Here is a 15,236-nt window from a genome sequence, read left to right as displayed (position 1 = left end):
TTCAGATCCATTCGCGGTGAATCAGGAAATCGGAATACAGTCTTGCTTCTGCACTGCCGGCTTCCGGATGCCAGTTGTAGCGCCATGTTACCACTGGTGGCATCGACATCAGAATAGATTCGGTGCGCCCGCCCGATTGCAGGCCAAACAGAGTGCCGCGATCGAAAACCAGGTTGAACTCGACATAGCGGCCGCGTCTATAGGTCTGGAAATCGCGTTCGCGCTCGCCATATGGCATATCCTTGCGCAGTTTCAGGATAGGCACATAGGCTTCAACGAAATGATTGCCTACGCTTTGCTGCAGCGCGAAACAGCGCTCGAAACCGCCTTCATTCAAATCATCGAAGAAAATTCCGCCGACGCCGCGCGGTTCCTGCCTGTGTTTCAGGTAAAAATAATCGTCGCACCATTTCTTGTAGTGCGGATGTACCTTGTCGCCGAAGGCGTGCAGTGCATCGTGGCAAACTTGATGGAAATGCCGCGCATCGTCTTCAAAGCCGTAATACGGCGTCAGATCCATGCCGCCGCCGAACCACCAGATCGGCTCCGCACCTTCAGCCGATGCAATGAAGAAGCGCACATTCATGTGCACGGTAGGGACATAGGGATTGCGCGGATGCAGCACCAGCGAGACGCCCATCGCTTCCCAGTTGCGACCGGCGAGTTCCGGGCGATTGGCCGCTGCAGAAGGTGGCAGGTTCTTGCCCATCACGTGCGAAAAGCCAACGCCGCCGCGTTCGAAGACATTGCCGTTTTCGATAATGCGGGAAATACCACCACCGCCTTCGGGTCGTTCCCAGCTATCGGTGCCAAATGCCTGGCCGTCTACTTCTTCCAGAGCGGAGACGATGCGCTGTTGCAGAGCAAGCAGATAATTTTTAACGGCGTGGGGAGCGATGGAGGAGGAAGTCACGATGCACATGGTAAAAATGGTTTAGGGCGGATTGTACCTTGCGCACGATAGATGTGGTTTGCCGGCAGCGGTCCGGCTCTGCAACAAGCATAAATGAAGAAAATGCCACTCCGGCTCGGGCTGGAGTGGCAAGTCTGGGCTTGTTTGCGGCAGACGCCGGTCAACACAAGTTGTGAATCAAGAGCGTTTCAATGCACGCCAGCCGATATCGTGGCGGTATTGCGCGCCATCGAAATGAATGTGGTCTATCACTTCATAGGCCTTCTTTTGCGCCATCTTGACGCTGTCGCCCAAACCGACTACGCACAAGACGCGGCCGCCGCTGGTGGTCAATTGCTTGTCGTTCAATGCAGTGCCGGCGTGAAAAGTCACGCTGTTTGCATCTTCTGCCGGAATGCCACTGATGATATCGCCTTTGCGCGGTGCGTCCGGGTAACCGGCTGCTGCCATCACAACGCCCAGCGCGGTGCGTCTATCCCATTCCAGTTCTATGGTATCCAGCGTGCCGTTGACCGCATGCTCCATCACACCGACCAGATCGGTTTTCAGGCGCGCCATGATAGGTTGCGTTTCCGGATCGCCCATGCGGCAGTTGAATTCCAGTGTTTTTGGGTTGGCCTTGTCGTCTATCATCAGGCCGGCATACAGGAAGCCGCTGAATGGAATGCCGTCTTTTGCCATTCCTTGCACGGTAGGCTGGATGATTTCCCGCATTACGCGCGCGTGCAGCGCCGGCGTGACGATAGGGGCGGGCGAATATGCACCCATGCCACCGGTGTTCGGGCCTTCGTCATGATCGAGCAGGCGTTTGTGATCCTGGCTGGTCGCCAGCGCCAGAATGTTTTTGCCATCGACCATGACGATGAAGCTGGCTTCTTCGCCAGCGAGGAATTCTTCGATCACGACGCGTGCGCCGGCATCGCCCAATTTGTTATCCGACAGCATCATGTCGACTGCGGCATGCGCTTCTTCCAGCGACATCGCCACTACCACGCCTTTGCCGGCGGCCAGGCCGTCGGCCTTGATCACGATAGGTGCACCCTTGCTGTCGATGTAGGCGTGCGCCGGCGCGACATCGGAGAAAGTCTGATATTCGGCAGTCGGGATTGCATGGCGCTGCATGAAGGATTTGGCAAAATCCTTGGAGCTTTCGAGCTGTGCTGCTTCCCTGGTCGGGCCGAAAATCTTCAGGCCCTGCGCGCGGAAAATATTGACGATGCCGGCGGCCAGCGGTGTTTCAGGGCCAACCACGGTTAATGCAATATTTTCCTGCTGGACAAATTGCGCCAGTTCTTGCGGATCTGTGATGGCAATATTTTGCAGGCGCTCATCCAGCGCCGTACCGCCATTGCCGGGCGCGACAAAGACCGTTTGTATCCGTTCGGATTGCGCCAGTTTCCAAGCCAGGGCGTGTTCGCGGCCGCCTGAGCCGACTACCAGAATTTTCATGAGTCGTAATTGCTTTTACTAAAATTGCCGCATCGTGGTCTGCCGGATGGATGGACTGCGATGCAACTGGTTATCTTCAATTGCTGATCGTTTTAAAACTATTATTAAAAGCGAAGCTGCTCCGCTTTTTAATACACGTCTTATGCTTGTTCGATGACTGCGTTGGTATATACCTCTTGCACGTCGTCGAGATTTTCCAGAGCATCGAGCAGTTTCTGCATCTTGACGGCATCGTCGCCCTCGAACACGGTTTCGGTTGCAGGTTTCATCACTACCTCTGCCAGTTCGGCCTTGAAGCCGGCCGCTGCGAGTGCATCCTTGACGACGGAAAAATCGTGCGGCGGGCAGATGACTTCAATCCCGCCTTCGTCGTCGGTCGTCACATCTTCAGCGCCGGCTTCCAGCGCCGCTTCCATCAATTTATCTTCATCGGTGCCTGGTGCGAAGAAGAACTGGCCACAATGCTTGAACAGAAAAGCGACCGAACCTTCGGTTCCCATATTGCCGCCGAATTTGGAAAATGCATGGCGTACTTCCGCCACCGTGCGCACGCGATTGTCGGTCATGCAGTCGACCAGAATGGCTGCGCCGTTGATGCCGTAACCTTCGTAACGGATTTCTTCGTAGTTGACGCCTTCCAAGCCGCCGCTGCCACGTTGCACTGCGCGTGTGACATTATCTTTCGGCATGTTGGCATCGGCTGCCTTGTCCACGGCCAGGCGCAGACGCGGATTGGCAGCGATATCGCCGCCGCCCATGCGTGCCGCTACCGTGATTTCCTTGATCAGGCGGGTCCAGATTTTGCCGCGTTTTTCGTCTTGACGGCCTTTGCGATGCTGGATATTGGCCCATTTACTGTGTCCTGCCATGACGAATCTTTCCAGATGAGTTAGCTATAATGAAGCGCGGATTTTACCATATCGCCTGCACGCCAACCCCTAGCCCTTGTGGACAAAAACATGCCAAATCCCCTGCTGATCGCAAAAAACAAAGATCATGAACTTAGCCTGCTGCCGGAACTTGCCAATCGGCACGGCTGTATTACGGGCGCTACCGGCACCGGCAAAACCGTTACCTTGCAAACATTCGCGCAAGCCTTGTCGGATATCGGTGTACCGGTCTTCATGGCGGACGTTAAAGGCGATTTGTCCGGCATCGCCAAGGCAGGTTCGTTCAGCGGCAAGGTCAAGGAGCGTTATACGATGCTGGAAGTGCCTGAACCGGCCTGGGCTGGCGCGCCGGTGACGTTCTGGGATGTGTTTGGTGAAAAAGGCCATCCGGTGCGCGCCACGATTTCCGATCTCGGTCCCTTGCTGCTGGCGCGCATGCTGAACCTGAACGATACCCAGCAAGGCGTGTTGCAACTGGTATTCAAGATTGCAGACGACAACGGCCTGCTCTTGCTGGACACCAAGGATTTGCGGGCGATGCTGCAACATGTCGGCGATAACGCGGCAACTTTCCAGACTGAATACGGTAATATTTCAGCGGCCAGCATCGGTGCGATTCAGCGCGGCCTGATTGGTATCGAAGAGCAGGGCGGCGACCAGTTTTTCGGTGAGCCGATGTTGAATATCGAAGATTTGATGCAGACCGATGCCAAAGGCAAAGGTGTGATCAACATTCTTGCCGCCGACAAGTTAATGAATGCACCGCGTTTGTATTCGATTTTTTTGCTCTGGATGCTGTCCGAATTGTTTGAGCATTTGCCGGAAGTCGGTGATCTGGACAAGCCGAAACTGGCATTCTTTTTCGACGAAGCGCATCTGCTGTTTGCCGAAGCGCCCAAGCCCCTGCTGCAAAAAATCGAACAGGTGGTGCGCCTGATACGCTCCAAAGGCGTGGGCGTGTATTTCGTGACGCAGAATCCGCTGGATATTCCGGACACCGTGCTGGGGCAATTAGGCAATCGCGTCCAGCATGCCTTGCGCGCCTATACGCCGCGCGATCAAAAAGCAGTACAGGCCGCTGCAGAAACCTTCCGTCCGAATCCTGCGCTGAATATCGTGCAGGTGATTACCGAGCTGGGCGTGGGCGAAGCGCTGGTGTCGTTTCTGGATGAAAAGGGCAGGCCTAACATTGTCGAACGCGGCTTCGTTTTGCCGCCGGCTTCGCAAATCGGCCCGATTACCGATGCAGAGCGCGCGGCATTAATGGCGAATTCCGTGGTGGCTGGCGTTTATGAAAAAACCGTAGACCGCGAATCCGCCTACGAAAAAATCAAGGGCCGTGTAGAACAGCAGGCGCAGGAAACGGCTGCGACCAAAGCAGCGGAAGCAGACAGTGGTGGCGGATTTTCCGATGTGCTGGGTGGCATTTTCGGCAATGGCAACGGCAAAAAAACTGCCGGTCGTCGCAGCGACACCATAGTGGAAGCAATGATGAAATCGGCCGTGCGTACGATGGGTTCGACTGTCGGCCGTGAAATCATCCGCGGCGTTCTGGGTTCCATCATGAAAAGGAAATAGTGGACATGACTATCGGGCGTTGCGCCGGATAGTCTTCCATACTGGCTGCGTACGATGGCGCTCGTTCAAGGACGAGCGCCATTTTCATGTGAAGAGGCCGCTGCTTTGTCGGCCAGAGTCGGAAAACTTGAAAGTGCCGGTTAAGAATCCTGTTGAAAACACTTTACGACTGTGGAACGTGGTCGAGTAGATACTGCATCAGCCAGCGGCCGGCCTGACCCGGCGCTTCATCGAGACGATTGATCATGTGCAGCGTATATTCCCCGCTGATCATATGCGCCAGCTTCAGTTGCACCAGCCGTCCGGTGTCCAGATCCTCGCGTATCATTTCTTCCGGCATCGAGCCCCAACCCAGCCCCGCACGCAACAGCATATGCTTGGCGCCCAGATCGCCGAGGCGCCAGTCGCGCAGTGCAATCACGCCGAAATTTTGTCCGGCAGTCAGTTCGCTGCGATCAGTCAATACCAGTTGCGTGTAATCGCGCGCAACTTCGGTCGGAACTATGCCTTTTATTTGCGCCAGCGGATGCGTGGGCGCAGCGACTGGCAGCATCGTGATGGAACCGGCTGGCTGGCTTTGGAAGGTGTCGGCGAAATCGAGCATGGGGCCGGCAATGCCGATCTGGCAGATGCGCTGGCCGACCAGATTCATTACTGCACCCAGCGCTTCTATGCGCAGGCGCAAGGCCACGGTCGGAAATTGCTGCTGGAATGCCTGCAAGGCGGCAACCAGCCGGCAATTGGGGAACATCACATCGATTGCGATGGAGACTTCCGCTTCCAGACCCTGTGCCAGCGTTTTTGCGCGCGCCCGCATCGCGTCGACCTTCAGGCTGACAGTGCGTGCATCGGCCAGCAAGGCTTTCCCCGCTTCAGTCAACGTTGGTTTGCGCTTGCTACGGTCGAACAGCGCGACATTCAACTGTGCTTCCAGATTGGCAATGGTGTAACTAATCACCGACTGTGTACGGTGCAATTCACGGGCAGCTTTGGAAAAGCTGCCGCAATCGATGACCGCGACAAATACGCGTAATTGGTCCAGTGTTGGTGTTCCGGGATCTCTCATATCTAAAAAATCGATGCTAATAAGTTAAACAATGTGGGTTTTCTTGATGCTAATCTTGTTCTACGATGGTTGCAACAACACGACACGTGTTTTTTAAGCAGATGCAGGTTGAAGAACCGCGCTGCCCATCATCTGACAAGAAAGCGAGTTTTCTCATGACCAAGATCCTTAACATTAACAGCAGCGTCCGTAACGGCGATTCGATTTCGCGCAAAGTAACGACCGAATTCATCAATAAATGGAAAGCAAAGGACGCCAATGCGATCGTCGTTGAACGCGATCTGGCAGCGCAACCCTTGCCGCATATCGACGGCAGCACGCTGGGTGCGTTTTTTACGCCAGCCGAGCAGCGTACGCCTGAGCAGACGCAAATCGCCAAATTATCGGAAGTGCTGGTGCAGGAATTGTTCGACACCGATGTGATCGTGATCGGCGCGCCTATGTACAACTTTTCCATTAGCTCTGGTTTGAAAGCATGGATAGACCACGTGGCGCGCGCCGGGGTAACGTTCAAGTACACTGATAAAGGTCCGGTAGGGCTGTTGACGGGAAAAAAAGTGTATATCTTCACTGCCAGCGGCGGTGTTTACAGCGAAGGCCCGGCACAAGTTATGGACTTCAATGCGACCTATTTGCGGGCCGTGCTGGGCTTTATCGGCTTGACCGATGTGACGATTATCAACAGCGAAGGTGTGGCGATGGGCGAGGAAGGTGTCAATAAAGCATTGGCAAAAACCAGTAACACCATCAACGAATTGCTGCCAGCCTGATATCCTTCGTCTTTCGTGCAAAAAAGCAGCCGATGCCGATAAGCGGTAACGGCTGCTTGAGCTGTTAGATGAAGACTGATCAATGACTACTAGCCTTACTTCCATTCCTGCAACAGCGGCGGTTCTTCCTGCCGTTGAGCTGGATTATGTCGCCTCCTGCGAATTGCCCATGCCGTGGGCAAAGTTTCGCCTGCATGCTTTTACCGAACCGGCAACCGGCAAGGAACATGTCGCCATTACGCTGGGCGACGTTGCCAATGGCGAACCGGTATTGGCGCGCATACACTCCGAATGCCTGACTGGCGACGCCTTGTTCAGCCTGCGCTGCGATTGCGGCCCGCAACTGGAAGCGGCATTACAAAAAATCGCCGAAGAAGGCCGCGGCGCCTTGTTTTATTTGCGTCAGGAAGGGCGCGGCATTGGTCTGGTGAATAAGATTCGTGCCTATCAATTGCAGGATGCTGGCGCAGACACGGTGGAAGCGAACGAAGCGCTGGGTTTCAAGCCGGATCAGCGCAATTACCGCTTGTGCCTGCCGATGCTGCAACACTTGAAAATTTCCAGCCTGCGCCTGATGACCAATAATCCGCGCAAAATTACGGCGATGGAGCAGTTGGGCCTGAAAGTAGTGGAGCGTGTACCGCTGGTCATTACGCACAATCCGTTCAATGAGCGTTATCTGAGCACGAAGGCAAACAAGCTCGGCCATTTGTTTTAAGTGCCGTCATTCAAGCTCCTCGTTCATTGAACGCATACGGCCGGCATTTCCGGCGCAGATTGTCAGCAGCATGCAAGTCTTCGTCCGTACAATCCATATATGAGTTCCCTTCCTTCCCCTGATGACGCGTTGACGGCTCGCAAACTGTTTCTGATCGGTTTGCTCATCGGGATTACTGGCGCCGTACTTTTCTCCACCAAGGCGATTGTCGCCAAACTGATTTACCGCTATGACGTCGATGCAGTGACACTGATTGCCTTTCGCATGATGTTTTCGCTGCCGTTTTTCATCGTCATCGGCATCTGGAAATCGCGCAATGCGATGCCTCTGAGCGGCAAGGAAAAATGGCAGATCGTATTGCTGGGGTTGATCGGATATTACCTGTCCAGTTTTCTCGATTTTCTCGGGCTGCAATATATTTCCGCCGGCCTTGAACGCCTGATCCTGTTTTTGACGCCATCTTTTGTATTGCTGATTTCAGTTTTTCTGATGAAGAAGAAAATCAGCGTTATCGAATGGGCGGCGCTCGGTACTTCCTATCTCGGTACCATACTGGTGTTCATGCATGATGTGCGGGTAGGCGGCAATGGCGTGGTTCTGGGCAGCGTGCTGGTGCTCTGCAGCGCAGTGTCTTATGCGATTTATCTGGTCGGCACCGGTGAGTTGGTGCGCCGCGTTGGCGCCTTGCGCCTGGTTGCCTATGCGATGTGCGTCTCCAGCGTGGCGTGTATTGGACAATTCTTTTTGCTGCGCCCGACCTCAATGCTGATCCAGCCGATGGCGGTCTACAATCTGTCGATGATCAATGCTTTTTTCTGCACGGTCTTGCCAGTCTTCCTGACCATGATTGCAGTCGATCGCATCGGTGCTGCGACTGCTTCGCAAGCCGGTATGATAGGCCCGGTTTCCACCCTGTTCCTGGCGGCGTGGATATTGGGCGAGCCGATTACCGGCATACAGCTGGGCGGTACCGCGCTGGTCTTGTGCGGCATTTATCTTTTATCCAAAAAACGCGCGTAGGAGCTTGCGATGGATCTGGGAATTAAAGGAAAAACAGCAATGGTATGCGGCGCCAGCCGGGGTTTGGGGCGGGGTTGCGCCGAAGCGCTGGCGGCTGAGGGCGTCCATGTCACGCTGGTCGCACGCAATCTCGAGGTGCTGGAAGCGACGGCGATGGATATTCGCTGCTCTGCGAGCGGCGTCATCACGATCGTTGCCTGCGACATTACGACGGCGGAGGGGCGTGCGCAGGCTTTGCATATATGTCCGCAACCCGACATTCTGGTCACCAATGCAGGCGGCCCGCCAACCGGCGATTTTCACGACTGGACGCGCGACGACTGGATTGCCGCGCTGGACGCGAACATGCTGACCCCGATCGAATTGATCAAGGCAACCGTGGATGGGATGATGGCGCGTGGTTTCGGGCGCATCATCAATATCACCTCGAGTGCGGTGAAAGCGCCGATCAGCGCCCTGGGTTTGTCGAACGGTGCACGTTCCGGCCTGACCGGCTTTGTTGCCGGCCTGGCGCGCAAGACGGTGGCGCAGAATGTGACGATCAATAATCTGTTGCCCGGCCCATTCGAGACAGATCGCTTACACTCGATCTTTAGCGAGGCAGCCAAGTCCAGTGGCAAGTCGCTGGATGAAATCAGCGCAGTGAGGAAACTATCCAATCCGGCCCAGCGTTTTGGCACGCGGCAGGAATTCGGTGCGACCTGCGCATTTCTGTGCAGTCAGCATGCAGGTTACATTACAGGACAAAATATCTTGCTCGACGGCGGTGCCTATCCGGGCACTTTTTAAAATGCGGCAGTTTCTGCCCATTAGTTTCTATTCATTCACAAGCGAGAATTCATGACCAAAGCAATCAGGATCAACAAAACTGGCGGACCGGAAGTGATGGAGTATCTGGATGTCGAACTTGCTGCACCCGGTCCGGGCGAGGCCTTGATTCATCAAATGGCGTGCGGCTTGAACTACATCGATGTGTATTTCCGCACGGGTTTATACCCGCAGACTTTGCCGGCCGGGCTCGGCATGGAAGGCGCCGGTGTAGTGGCGGCGGTCGGTGAGGGTGTGACGCACGTCAAGCCGGGCGATCGTGTTGCCTATGCAGGCGGCCCGCCCGGTGCGTACGCAGAATCGCGCGTATTGCCGGCCAAGGTACTGGTGAAATTGCCGGCCTCGATTGATTTCGAGACGGGCGCCGCCATGATGTTGCAGGGATTGACGGCACAGTACCTGTTGCGCCGCACGTTCCGGCTGCAAGGCGGGGAAACTATACTGTTTCATGCTGCCGCTGGCGGAGTTGGTCTGATCGCCTGCCAATGGGCACGCGCGCTCGGCGTCACGATGATAGGAACCGTCGGTTCGGATGAAAAAGCGGCGCTGGCCAAGGCACATGGCTGCACCCACACGATCAATTACAACACGGAAAATTTTGTCGAACGCGTGAAAGAAATCACCAATGGCGCCGGTGTGCCGGTGGTGTATGACTCGATCGGCAAAGATACGTTTATCGGTTCGCTCGACTGTCTGTCGCCGATGGGGATGCTGGTCAGCTACGGCAATGCATCCGGCCCGGTGCCGCCTTTCAGTCTGACGGAACTGGCTTCGCGCGGCTCGCTGTTTGTCACCCGCCCGTCGATATTCACCTATACTGCCAAGCGCGACGATTTGGAACAAATGTCGGCTGAATTATTCGGCATGATCGAAAGCGGAAAGATAAAACTCAGTATCAATCAGCGTTATGCCTTGAAAGATGTGGCGCAGGCGCATATCGATCTGGAGTCGCGGAAAACCACCGGTTCCACAATTTTGATTCCTTGAGGCGAGGCAATGCAAGAGTTAGATACAGACAATAAGACGCCGACGGAAGTGCAGTCGCCCGTCCAGGACGGCTCGCCCAAATTCGGGCGCCTGCTGTTGTTGCTGGCATGCGCTGTCGCCTTGATCGTGGCAATTACTCTCGGTTCGCAGGCGTATTACACGCCTTGAGCTGAACGGCACAATAGTTTTTTCTGGTAAAAAAATGGCGACTTGCATTAGCAAGTCGCCATTTTCAATTGATCCGCTACCTTGCCGCATGCGCAGCTGGGCGAAAAATTCTATTCCTTGTCCTTGATCTCCAGATTCACGCGACGCGGCACGCCGCTGCGACCCGGGAAATCGCTGAATGCGCTACGCACCATATACGGCATGGCAAATGCCATCGAACCATTGTTGCCATCGCTGTTTACCGTGACGTCGTACAGTTTTTTTCCATCCTTGCTGCGTGTAATCAAGATATTGAGCTGACGCTGGAATATCTGATACTGGACTTCGCGATATTGCGTGACCGGACCGGGATACCAGAATGGATCGTAGTACGGACCGTAATAGCCGCGCCATCTTGGGCCGTAATAAGGGTAGCCGTACCAGTATGGGTCGACGAGCACCGGTTCCATGGCGGTTACATCGCGCGCATCGATCCGGTACTGCAGCGCAACCTTCAGATTGGCGCCACGCGGATCTTGCGCTTCGGCAAAGCCGAGGCGACCCAGTTCCGTGCGCACCAGATTTTCATAGCTGCGATATTCGAGATCGTTGGCCTGCTCGGTCTTGCGGTCAAAAACATAGGTTTTATTCTGCAAATCGGCCGGCCATTCATGAAATGCGACGACATCGCTTCTAATGAATGAAGCGCAACCGCTCAATAAAGCACTAATTACAGCAATGAACACCCATAAACTGCGACGCATTTTTTATTCTCCTTGATGCTATACACACAGGATAACGGCATCGGTGAAAAGAACCGTTACATTTTGTAAGCCCTCATGCGTTTTTCTTTGTTGCCTGTCTGGCTACCTCTATAAACGGAATGCCTGTTTGCTGCGCCTTTACTATAGACACGCTGCAGACAAGCAGATTCCATTTTCAATCCCATGATTGGTAAAATGGGTCTTTGCTTCACTCCCACCGAATCCTATTCCTATGCGCACTGACACCTCCCCCGCGATTTATCGCAAAGATTACACGCCACCAAGTTATTGGGTCCGCACTGTCCAGATGGGGTTTGACCTCGATCCTGCAGCCACCACAGTGGCAACGCGGATGACGCTGGAGCGTAATCCGGCCAGCAGGGAGCAGGCGCTGGTTTTGTTTGGCGAAGAGCTGGAGCTGGTGCAAATTCGCTTGAATGGCAACACCTTGTCCAGGCGCGATTATGTGCTGAAAGAAGGCGTGTTGCGCATTCCAGTCAAGTTGGATCAGGTCACTCTGGAAATAGAAACACTGATCCGGCCGGACAAAAATACCTCGCTGATGGGTTTGTACGTATCGAACGGTAATTTTTTCACGCAATGCGAAGCGGAAGGTTTCCGTAAAATCACCTATTTCCCCGATCGACCTGATGTGATGGCGCAATACACGGTCATGTTGCGCGCGGACAAGAAGACATATCCGGTCTTACTGTCAAACGGTAATCTGATCGAAGAGGGCGATCTCGGCGATGGCCGTCACTACGCCTTGTGGGAAGATCCGTTCAAGAAGCCGTCCTATCTGTTCGCGCTGGTGGCTGGCCAACTGGTGTGCCAGGAAGAGAAAATCAAGCTGCAATCCGGCCGCGAGGCCTTGCTGCAGGTATGGGTAGAAGACGGCAATCTGGACAAGACGCAGCACGCGATGGATTCGCTGATCAACAGCATACGCTGGGATGAGCGTCGTTTCGGTCTGGAACTGGATCTGGATAGATTCATGATCGTGGCCGTCGGCGACTTCAATATGGGCGCGATGGAAAACAAGGGTCTGAATATTTTCAATACCAAGTACGTGCTGGCCAATCCGCGCATTGCGACCGATGTTGATTATGCCAATATCGAAGCGGTGGTCGGGCATGAATACTTTCATAACTGGACCGGTAACCGTGTGACTTGCCGCGACTGGTTCCAGTTATCGTTGAAAGAAGGTCTGACCGTTTTCCGCGATCAGGAATTTTCCGCCGACATGGTCGGCACCGACAGCGGTCGTGCCGTCAAGCGTATTGACGATGTACGCGTGCTGCGCCAGGCGCAGTTTCCGGAAGATGCCGGCCCTATGGCGCATCCGGTGCGTCCCGACTCGTTTGTCGAGATCAGCAACTTCTACACCGTCACGATTTATGAAAAAGGCGCCGAAGTGGTGCGCATGTACCAAACGCTGCTGGGACGCGACGGTTTTCGCAAGGGTATGGATCTGTATTTCAAGCGGCATGACGGACAAGCGGTCGAATGCGACGATTTCCGCGCCGCGATGTCGGTGGCCAATGGGCGTGATCTGACCCAGTTCGAGCGCTGGTACAGTCAGGCAGGCACGCCGAGGGTGAAGGCGAAGACTTCCTACGACCCCGTGCAAAAGACGTATGACATCACTTTGTCGCAGTTTTGCGCGCCGACTCCAGGGCAGGACAGGAAGCAGTCGTTTCATATCCCCGTTGCATTGGGTTTGCTCGATAGCAGTGGCAAGGACATGCCATTGAAACTCGACGGCGAGGTCGTCGCGATTGGCACCGTGGTGCTGGAATTGACTTCGGCGCAGCAGACTTTCCGCTTTACCGATGTGAGTGAAAAACCGGTGCCGTCCATGCTGCGCAATTTTTCTGCGCCTGTGGTGCTGGAATGCGACTACAGCGAAGAGGAGCTGGCTTTCCTGATGGCGCACGATAGCGATGCCTTCAATCGCTGGGAGGCCGGGCAGCGCCTGGCGACACGCCGCCTGCTTGCATTGACGGCCGTTGTGCAAAAGTCGGATGCTCTGACTATTGATCTTGCGTTAAACGATAGCCTGCGCGCAACCTTGAATGACACGCAACTCGACCCCGCTTTCCGCGAGACGGTGCTGACCTTGCCGGCTGAAACGGTCATTGCCGAACAAATGGACGTTATTGATCCACAGGCAATACATACGGCGCGCCGTTTTTTGCGTCAGTCGCTGGCGCAAGCCTTGCAGTCGGATTTTGTCCGCGCATATCAATCCAATCAAACCGACGGACCTTACAGCCCCGATGCCGGTTCGTCCGGTAAACGTGCATTGAAGAATCTGGCGCTGTCTTATATAGCGGAGCTGGACGACGCTGATGCGCATACGCTGGCTCAGGCGCAATACGATGCCGCCGACAATATGACCGATCGCATGGCCGCTTTGTCGGCCCTGGCGAATAGCCATGCGCCGGGCAAGGCTGCGGCACTGGCCAGGTTCTATAGCGATTTCGAGCAGGAACCGCTGGTGATCGACAAATGGTTCAGCCTGCAAGCCATGGCGCGTACGGCTGATGTCGCTGCCGTGCGTACATTAATGCAGCACCCGGCGTTTTCAATCAAGAATCCAAATCGTGCCCGCAGCCTGATATTCAGTTTCTGCAACGGCAATCCATCGCGTTTTCATGCCGCTGATGGCAGCGGCTATGTGTTTTGGGCAGAACAGGTGATTGCACTTGACGCCATCAATCCGCAAATGGGGGCCCGTTTGGCGCGCAGTCTGGATCGCTGGCGCAAATATGCGCCTGACCTGCAGGAGAAAATGCATGCGGCACTAAAACATGTGGCGGCAGCCAAACTTTCCAAGGATACGAAGGAAGTGGTCACGAAATCGCTTGCGGCCGCCTAGTTCTCTTGTCTGATTAATAGAGAAGCATACAATTGCCGGTCAAAACGGCAGTCAATGTAGTTTGATTAAAGAATAAAGGACGCTATGAAACGCATCAGCCTCACGCAATACCTGATAGAAGAGCAACGCCTGCATAACAACATCCCGGCGGAATTGCGCCTGTTGATCGAAGTCGTCGCCCGCGCCTGCAAAACCATTAGCCATGCTGTCGGCAAGGGAGCCCTCGGTGAAGTGCTGGGCAGTGCGCAGAGCGAAAACGTGCAAGGCGAAGTGCAAAAGAAGCTCGACATCATTTCCAACGATATCCTGCTGGAAGCGAATGAATGGGGCGGTCATCTGGCAGCCATGGCATCGGAAGAGATGGAAACCATCCATCCGATCCCGAATCGCTATCCGATGGGCGAGTACCTGTTGCTGTTCGATCCGCTCGATGGCTCCAGCAACATCGACGTGAATGTATCCATCGGTACGATTTTCTCGGTATTGAAGGCGGCAGACGGCATGCATACTGCAAAAGAAGCTGATTTCCTGCAGGCAGGCAGCAAGCAGGTTGTTGCCGGCTATGCAGTATATGGGCCGCAAACCGTGCTGGTGCTGACAACAGGTAACGGTGTGCAGTGCTTCACGCTGGATCGCGAAATGGGTTCGTGGGTAATGACGCAGAAGAATATGCAAATCCCTGCGGATACCAAGGAATTTGCCATTAATGCGTCGAATGCGCGCCATTGGCATGCGCCGGTTAAGCGTTATGTCGATGAAATGCTGGCAGGGACGACAGGACCGCGCGGCAAGGATTTCAATATGCGCTGGATTGCTTCGATGGTGGCAGATGTGCATCGCATTCTTAATCGCGGCGGTGTATTTATGTATCCGGCCGATGCGCGTGAACCGGACAAGCCAGGCAAGCTGCGCCTTATGTATGAAGCGAACCCAATGGCATTTCTTGTGGAGCAGGCAGGCGGGGCGGCAACCGATGGTCAGCAACGTATATTAGATATCCAGCCAGAAAAACTGCATCAGCGTGTGCCGGTGTTCCTTGGTTCAAAGAATGAAGTTGATCTGGTAACGAGTTATCACAAGACAAAGTAGTGCTTCTATATAGAAGCAAATCCTTTTGAATTAAAGCGTTCTTAAAAAGAATTGAAGTATTTTCCCGAAAGGGGTTGCAAAGGGTTTGGGTGCTTGCTATAGTTCGGCTCCCGTCGCAGAACAAGCAGCGCAACGC

At 54.6% G+C, this 15,236-nt stretch carries 14 protein-coding genes; 9 read left to right on the top strand and 5 right to left on the bottom strand.

Going from position 1 to position 15,236, the window contains the following annotated elements; genetic code table 11:
- Position 1 precedes the first annotated feature (1 nt).
- The 3 genes from hemF to ACIQW9_RS13555 form a co-directional block, all read right to left on the bottom strand.
- The gene (gene hemF / locus ACIQW9_RS13565) at positions 2–922 is read right to left on the bottom strand and encodes an oxygen-dependent coproporphyrinogen oxidase (RefSeq protein ID WP_402338097.1); all 921 of its coding nucleotides are present in this window, start codon (positions 920–922) and stop codon (positions 2–4) included.
- Positions 923–1,090: 168 nt separating this feature from the next.
- A complete protein-coding gene (gene purD / locus ACIQW9_RS13560; protein ID WP_402338094.1) occupies positions 1,091–2,362 on the bottom strand; it encodes a phosphoribosylamine--glycine ligase in 1,272 nt (423 codons plus the stop codon).
- A gap of 140 nt (positions 2,363–2,502) precedes the next feature.
- Complete coding sequence (locus ACIQW9_RS13555) at positions 2,503–3,231, bottom strand: YebC/PmpR family DNA-binding transcriptional regulator (RefSeq protein WP_402338092.1); 729 nt, start codon at positions 3,229–3,231, stop codon at positions 2,503–2,505.
- 90 nt (positions 3,232–3,321) lie between these two features.
- Here ACIQW9_RS13555 and ACIQW9_RS13550 point away from each other — a divergent pair, with 90 nt between their 5' ends.
- Entirely contained in the window at positions 3,322–4,830 is a 1,509-nt protein-coding gene (locus ACIQW9_RS13550) for a helicase HerA-like C-terminal domain-containing protein (RefSeq protein ID WP_402338089.1), read from the top strand.
- A gap of 163 nt (positions 4,831–4,993) precedes the next feature.
- Here the strand turns inward: ACIQW9_RS13550 and ACIQW9_RS13545 are convergent, their stop codons facing one another.
- Entirely contained in the window at positions 4,994–5,896 is a 903-nt protein-coding gene (locus tag ACIQW9_RS13545; protein WP_402338086.1) for a LysR family transcriptional regulator, read from the bottom strand.
- Between the two features lie 155 nt (positions 5,897–6,051).
- On the opposite strand from ACIQW9_RS13545, the gene ACIQW9_RS13540 reads away from it, so the two are divergent.
- The 6 genes from ACIQW9_RS13540 to ACIQW9_RS13515 all read left to right on the top strand — a co-directional run bounded on the left by ACIQW9_RS13540 (position 6,052) and on the right by ACIQW9_RS13515 (position 10,387).
- Positions 6,052–6,666 carry an FMN-dependent NADH-azoreductase gene (locus tag ACIQW9_RS13540; RefSeq protein ID WP_402338083.1) on the top strand — a complete coding sequence of 205 codons (615 nt, stop codon included), beginning with the start codon at positions 6,052–6,054 and terminating at the stop codon, positions 6,664–6,666.
- Between the two features lie 82 nt (positions 6,667–6,748).
- The gene (gene ribA / locus ACIQW9_RS13535; protein ID WP_402338081.1) at positions 6,749–7,384 is read left to right on the top strand and encodes a GTP cyclohydrolase II; all 636 of its coding nucleotides are present in this window, start codon (positions 6,749–6,751) and stop codon (positions 7,382–7,384) included.
- A gap of 99 nt (positions 7,385–7,483) precedes the next feature.
- The gene (locus tag ACIQW9_RS13530) at positions 7,484–8,404 is read left to right on the top strand and encodes a DMT family transporter (protein WP_402338078.1); all 921 of its coding nucleotides are present in this window, start codon (positions 7,484–7,486) and stop codon (positions 8,402–8,404) included.
- A gap of 9 nt (positions 8,405–8,413) precedes the next feature.
- Positions 8,414–9,193, top strand: a complete 780-nt coding sequence (locus tag ACIQW9_RS13525) for an SDR family oxidoreductase (RefSeq protein ID WP_402338076.1) — start codon at positions 8,414–8,416, stop codon at positions 9,191–9,193.
- A gap of 51 nt (positions 9,194–9,244) precedes the next feature.
- Positions 9,245–10,219 (top strand): quinone oxidoreductase family protein, encoded by a 975-nt coding sequence (locus tag ACIQW9_RS13520; RefSeq protein WP_402338073.1) that lies wholly within the window; start codon positions 9,245–9,247, stop codon positions 10,217–10,219.
- A 9-nt stretch (positions 10,220–10,228) separates the two neighbouring features.
- Positions 10,229–10,387 (top strand): hypothetical protein, encoded by a 159-nt coding sequence (locus tag ACIQW9_RS13515; RefSeq protein WP_402338070.1) that lies wholly within the window; start codon positions 10,229–10,231, stop codon positions 10,385–10,387.
- Positions 10,388–10,497: 110 nt separating this feature from the next.
- On the opposite strand, the gene ACIQW9_RS13510 is transcribed toward ACIQW9_RS13515, so the two are convergent.
- Positions 10,498–11,130 carry a DUF4136 domain-containing protein gene (locus ACIQW9_RS13510; RefSeq protein ID WP_402338067.1) on the bottom strand — a complete coding sequence of 211 codons (633 nt, stop codon included), beginning with the start codon at positions 11,128–11,130 and terminating at the stop codon, positions 10,498–10,500.
- Between the two features lie 232 nt (positions 11,131–11,362).
- Between ACIQW9_RS13510 and pepN the strand changes: the two genes are divergently transcribed.
- Both pepN and ACIQW9_RS13500 read left to right on the top strand, forming a co-directional pair.
- Complete coding sequence (pepN, locus tag ACIQW9_RS13505) at positions 11,363–14,011, top strand: aminopeptidase N (RefSeq protein WP_402338065.1); 2,649 nt, start codon at positions 11,363–11,365, stop codon at positions 14,009–14,011.
- Positions 14,012–14,095: 84 nt separating this feature from the next.
- Positions 14,096–15,100, top strand: coding sequence for a class 1 fructose-bisphosphatase (locus ACIQW9_RS13500; RefSeq protein WP_353156416.1), 1,005 nt, complete (start codon positions 14,096–14,098; stop codon positions 15,098–15,100).
- Positions 15,101–15,236 lie beyond the last annotated feature (136 nt).

Origin of the sequence: Herminiimonas sp. NPDC097707 (assembly GCF_044761395.1) — a bacterium.
In the GTDB taxonomy this organism is placed as follows: Bacteria; Pseudomonadota; Gammaproteobacteria; order Burkholderiales; family Burkholderiaceae_D; genus Oxalicibacterium.
Note: the sequence above shows the minus strand (reverse complement) of the source record. Positions and strands in the feature narration are given on the sequence as shown.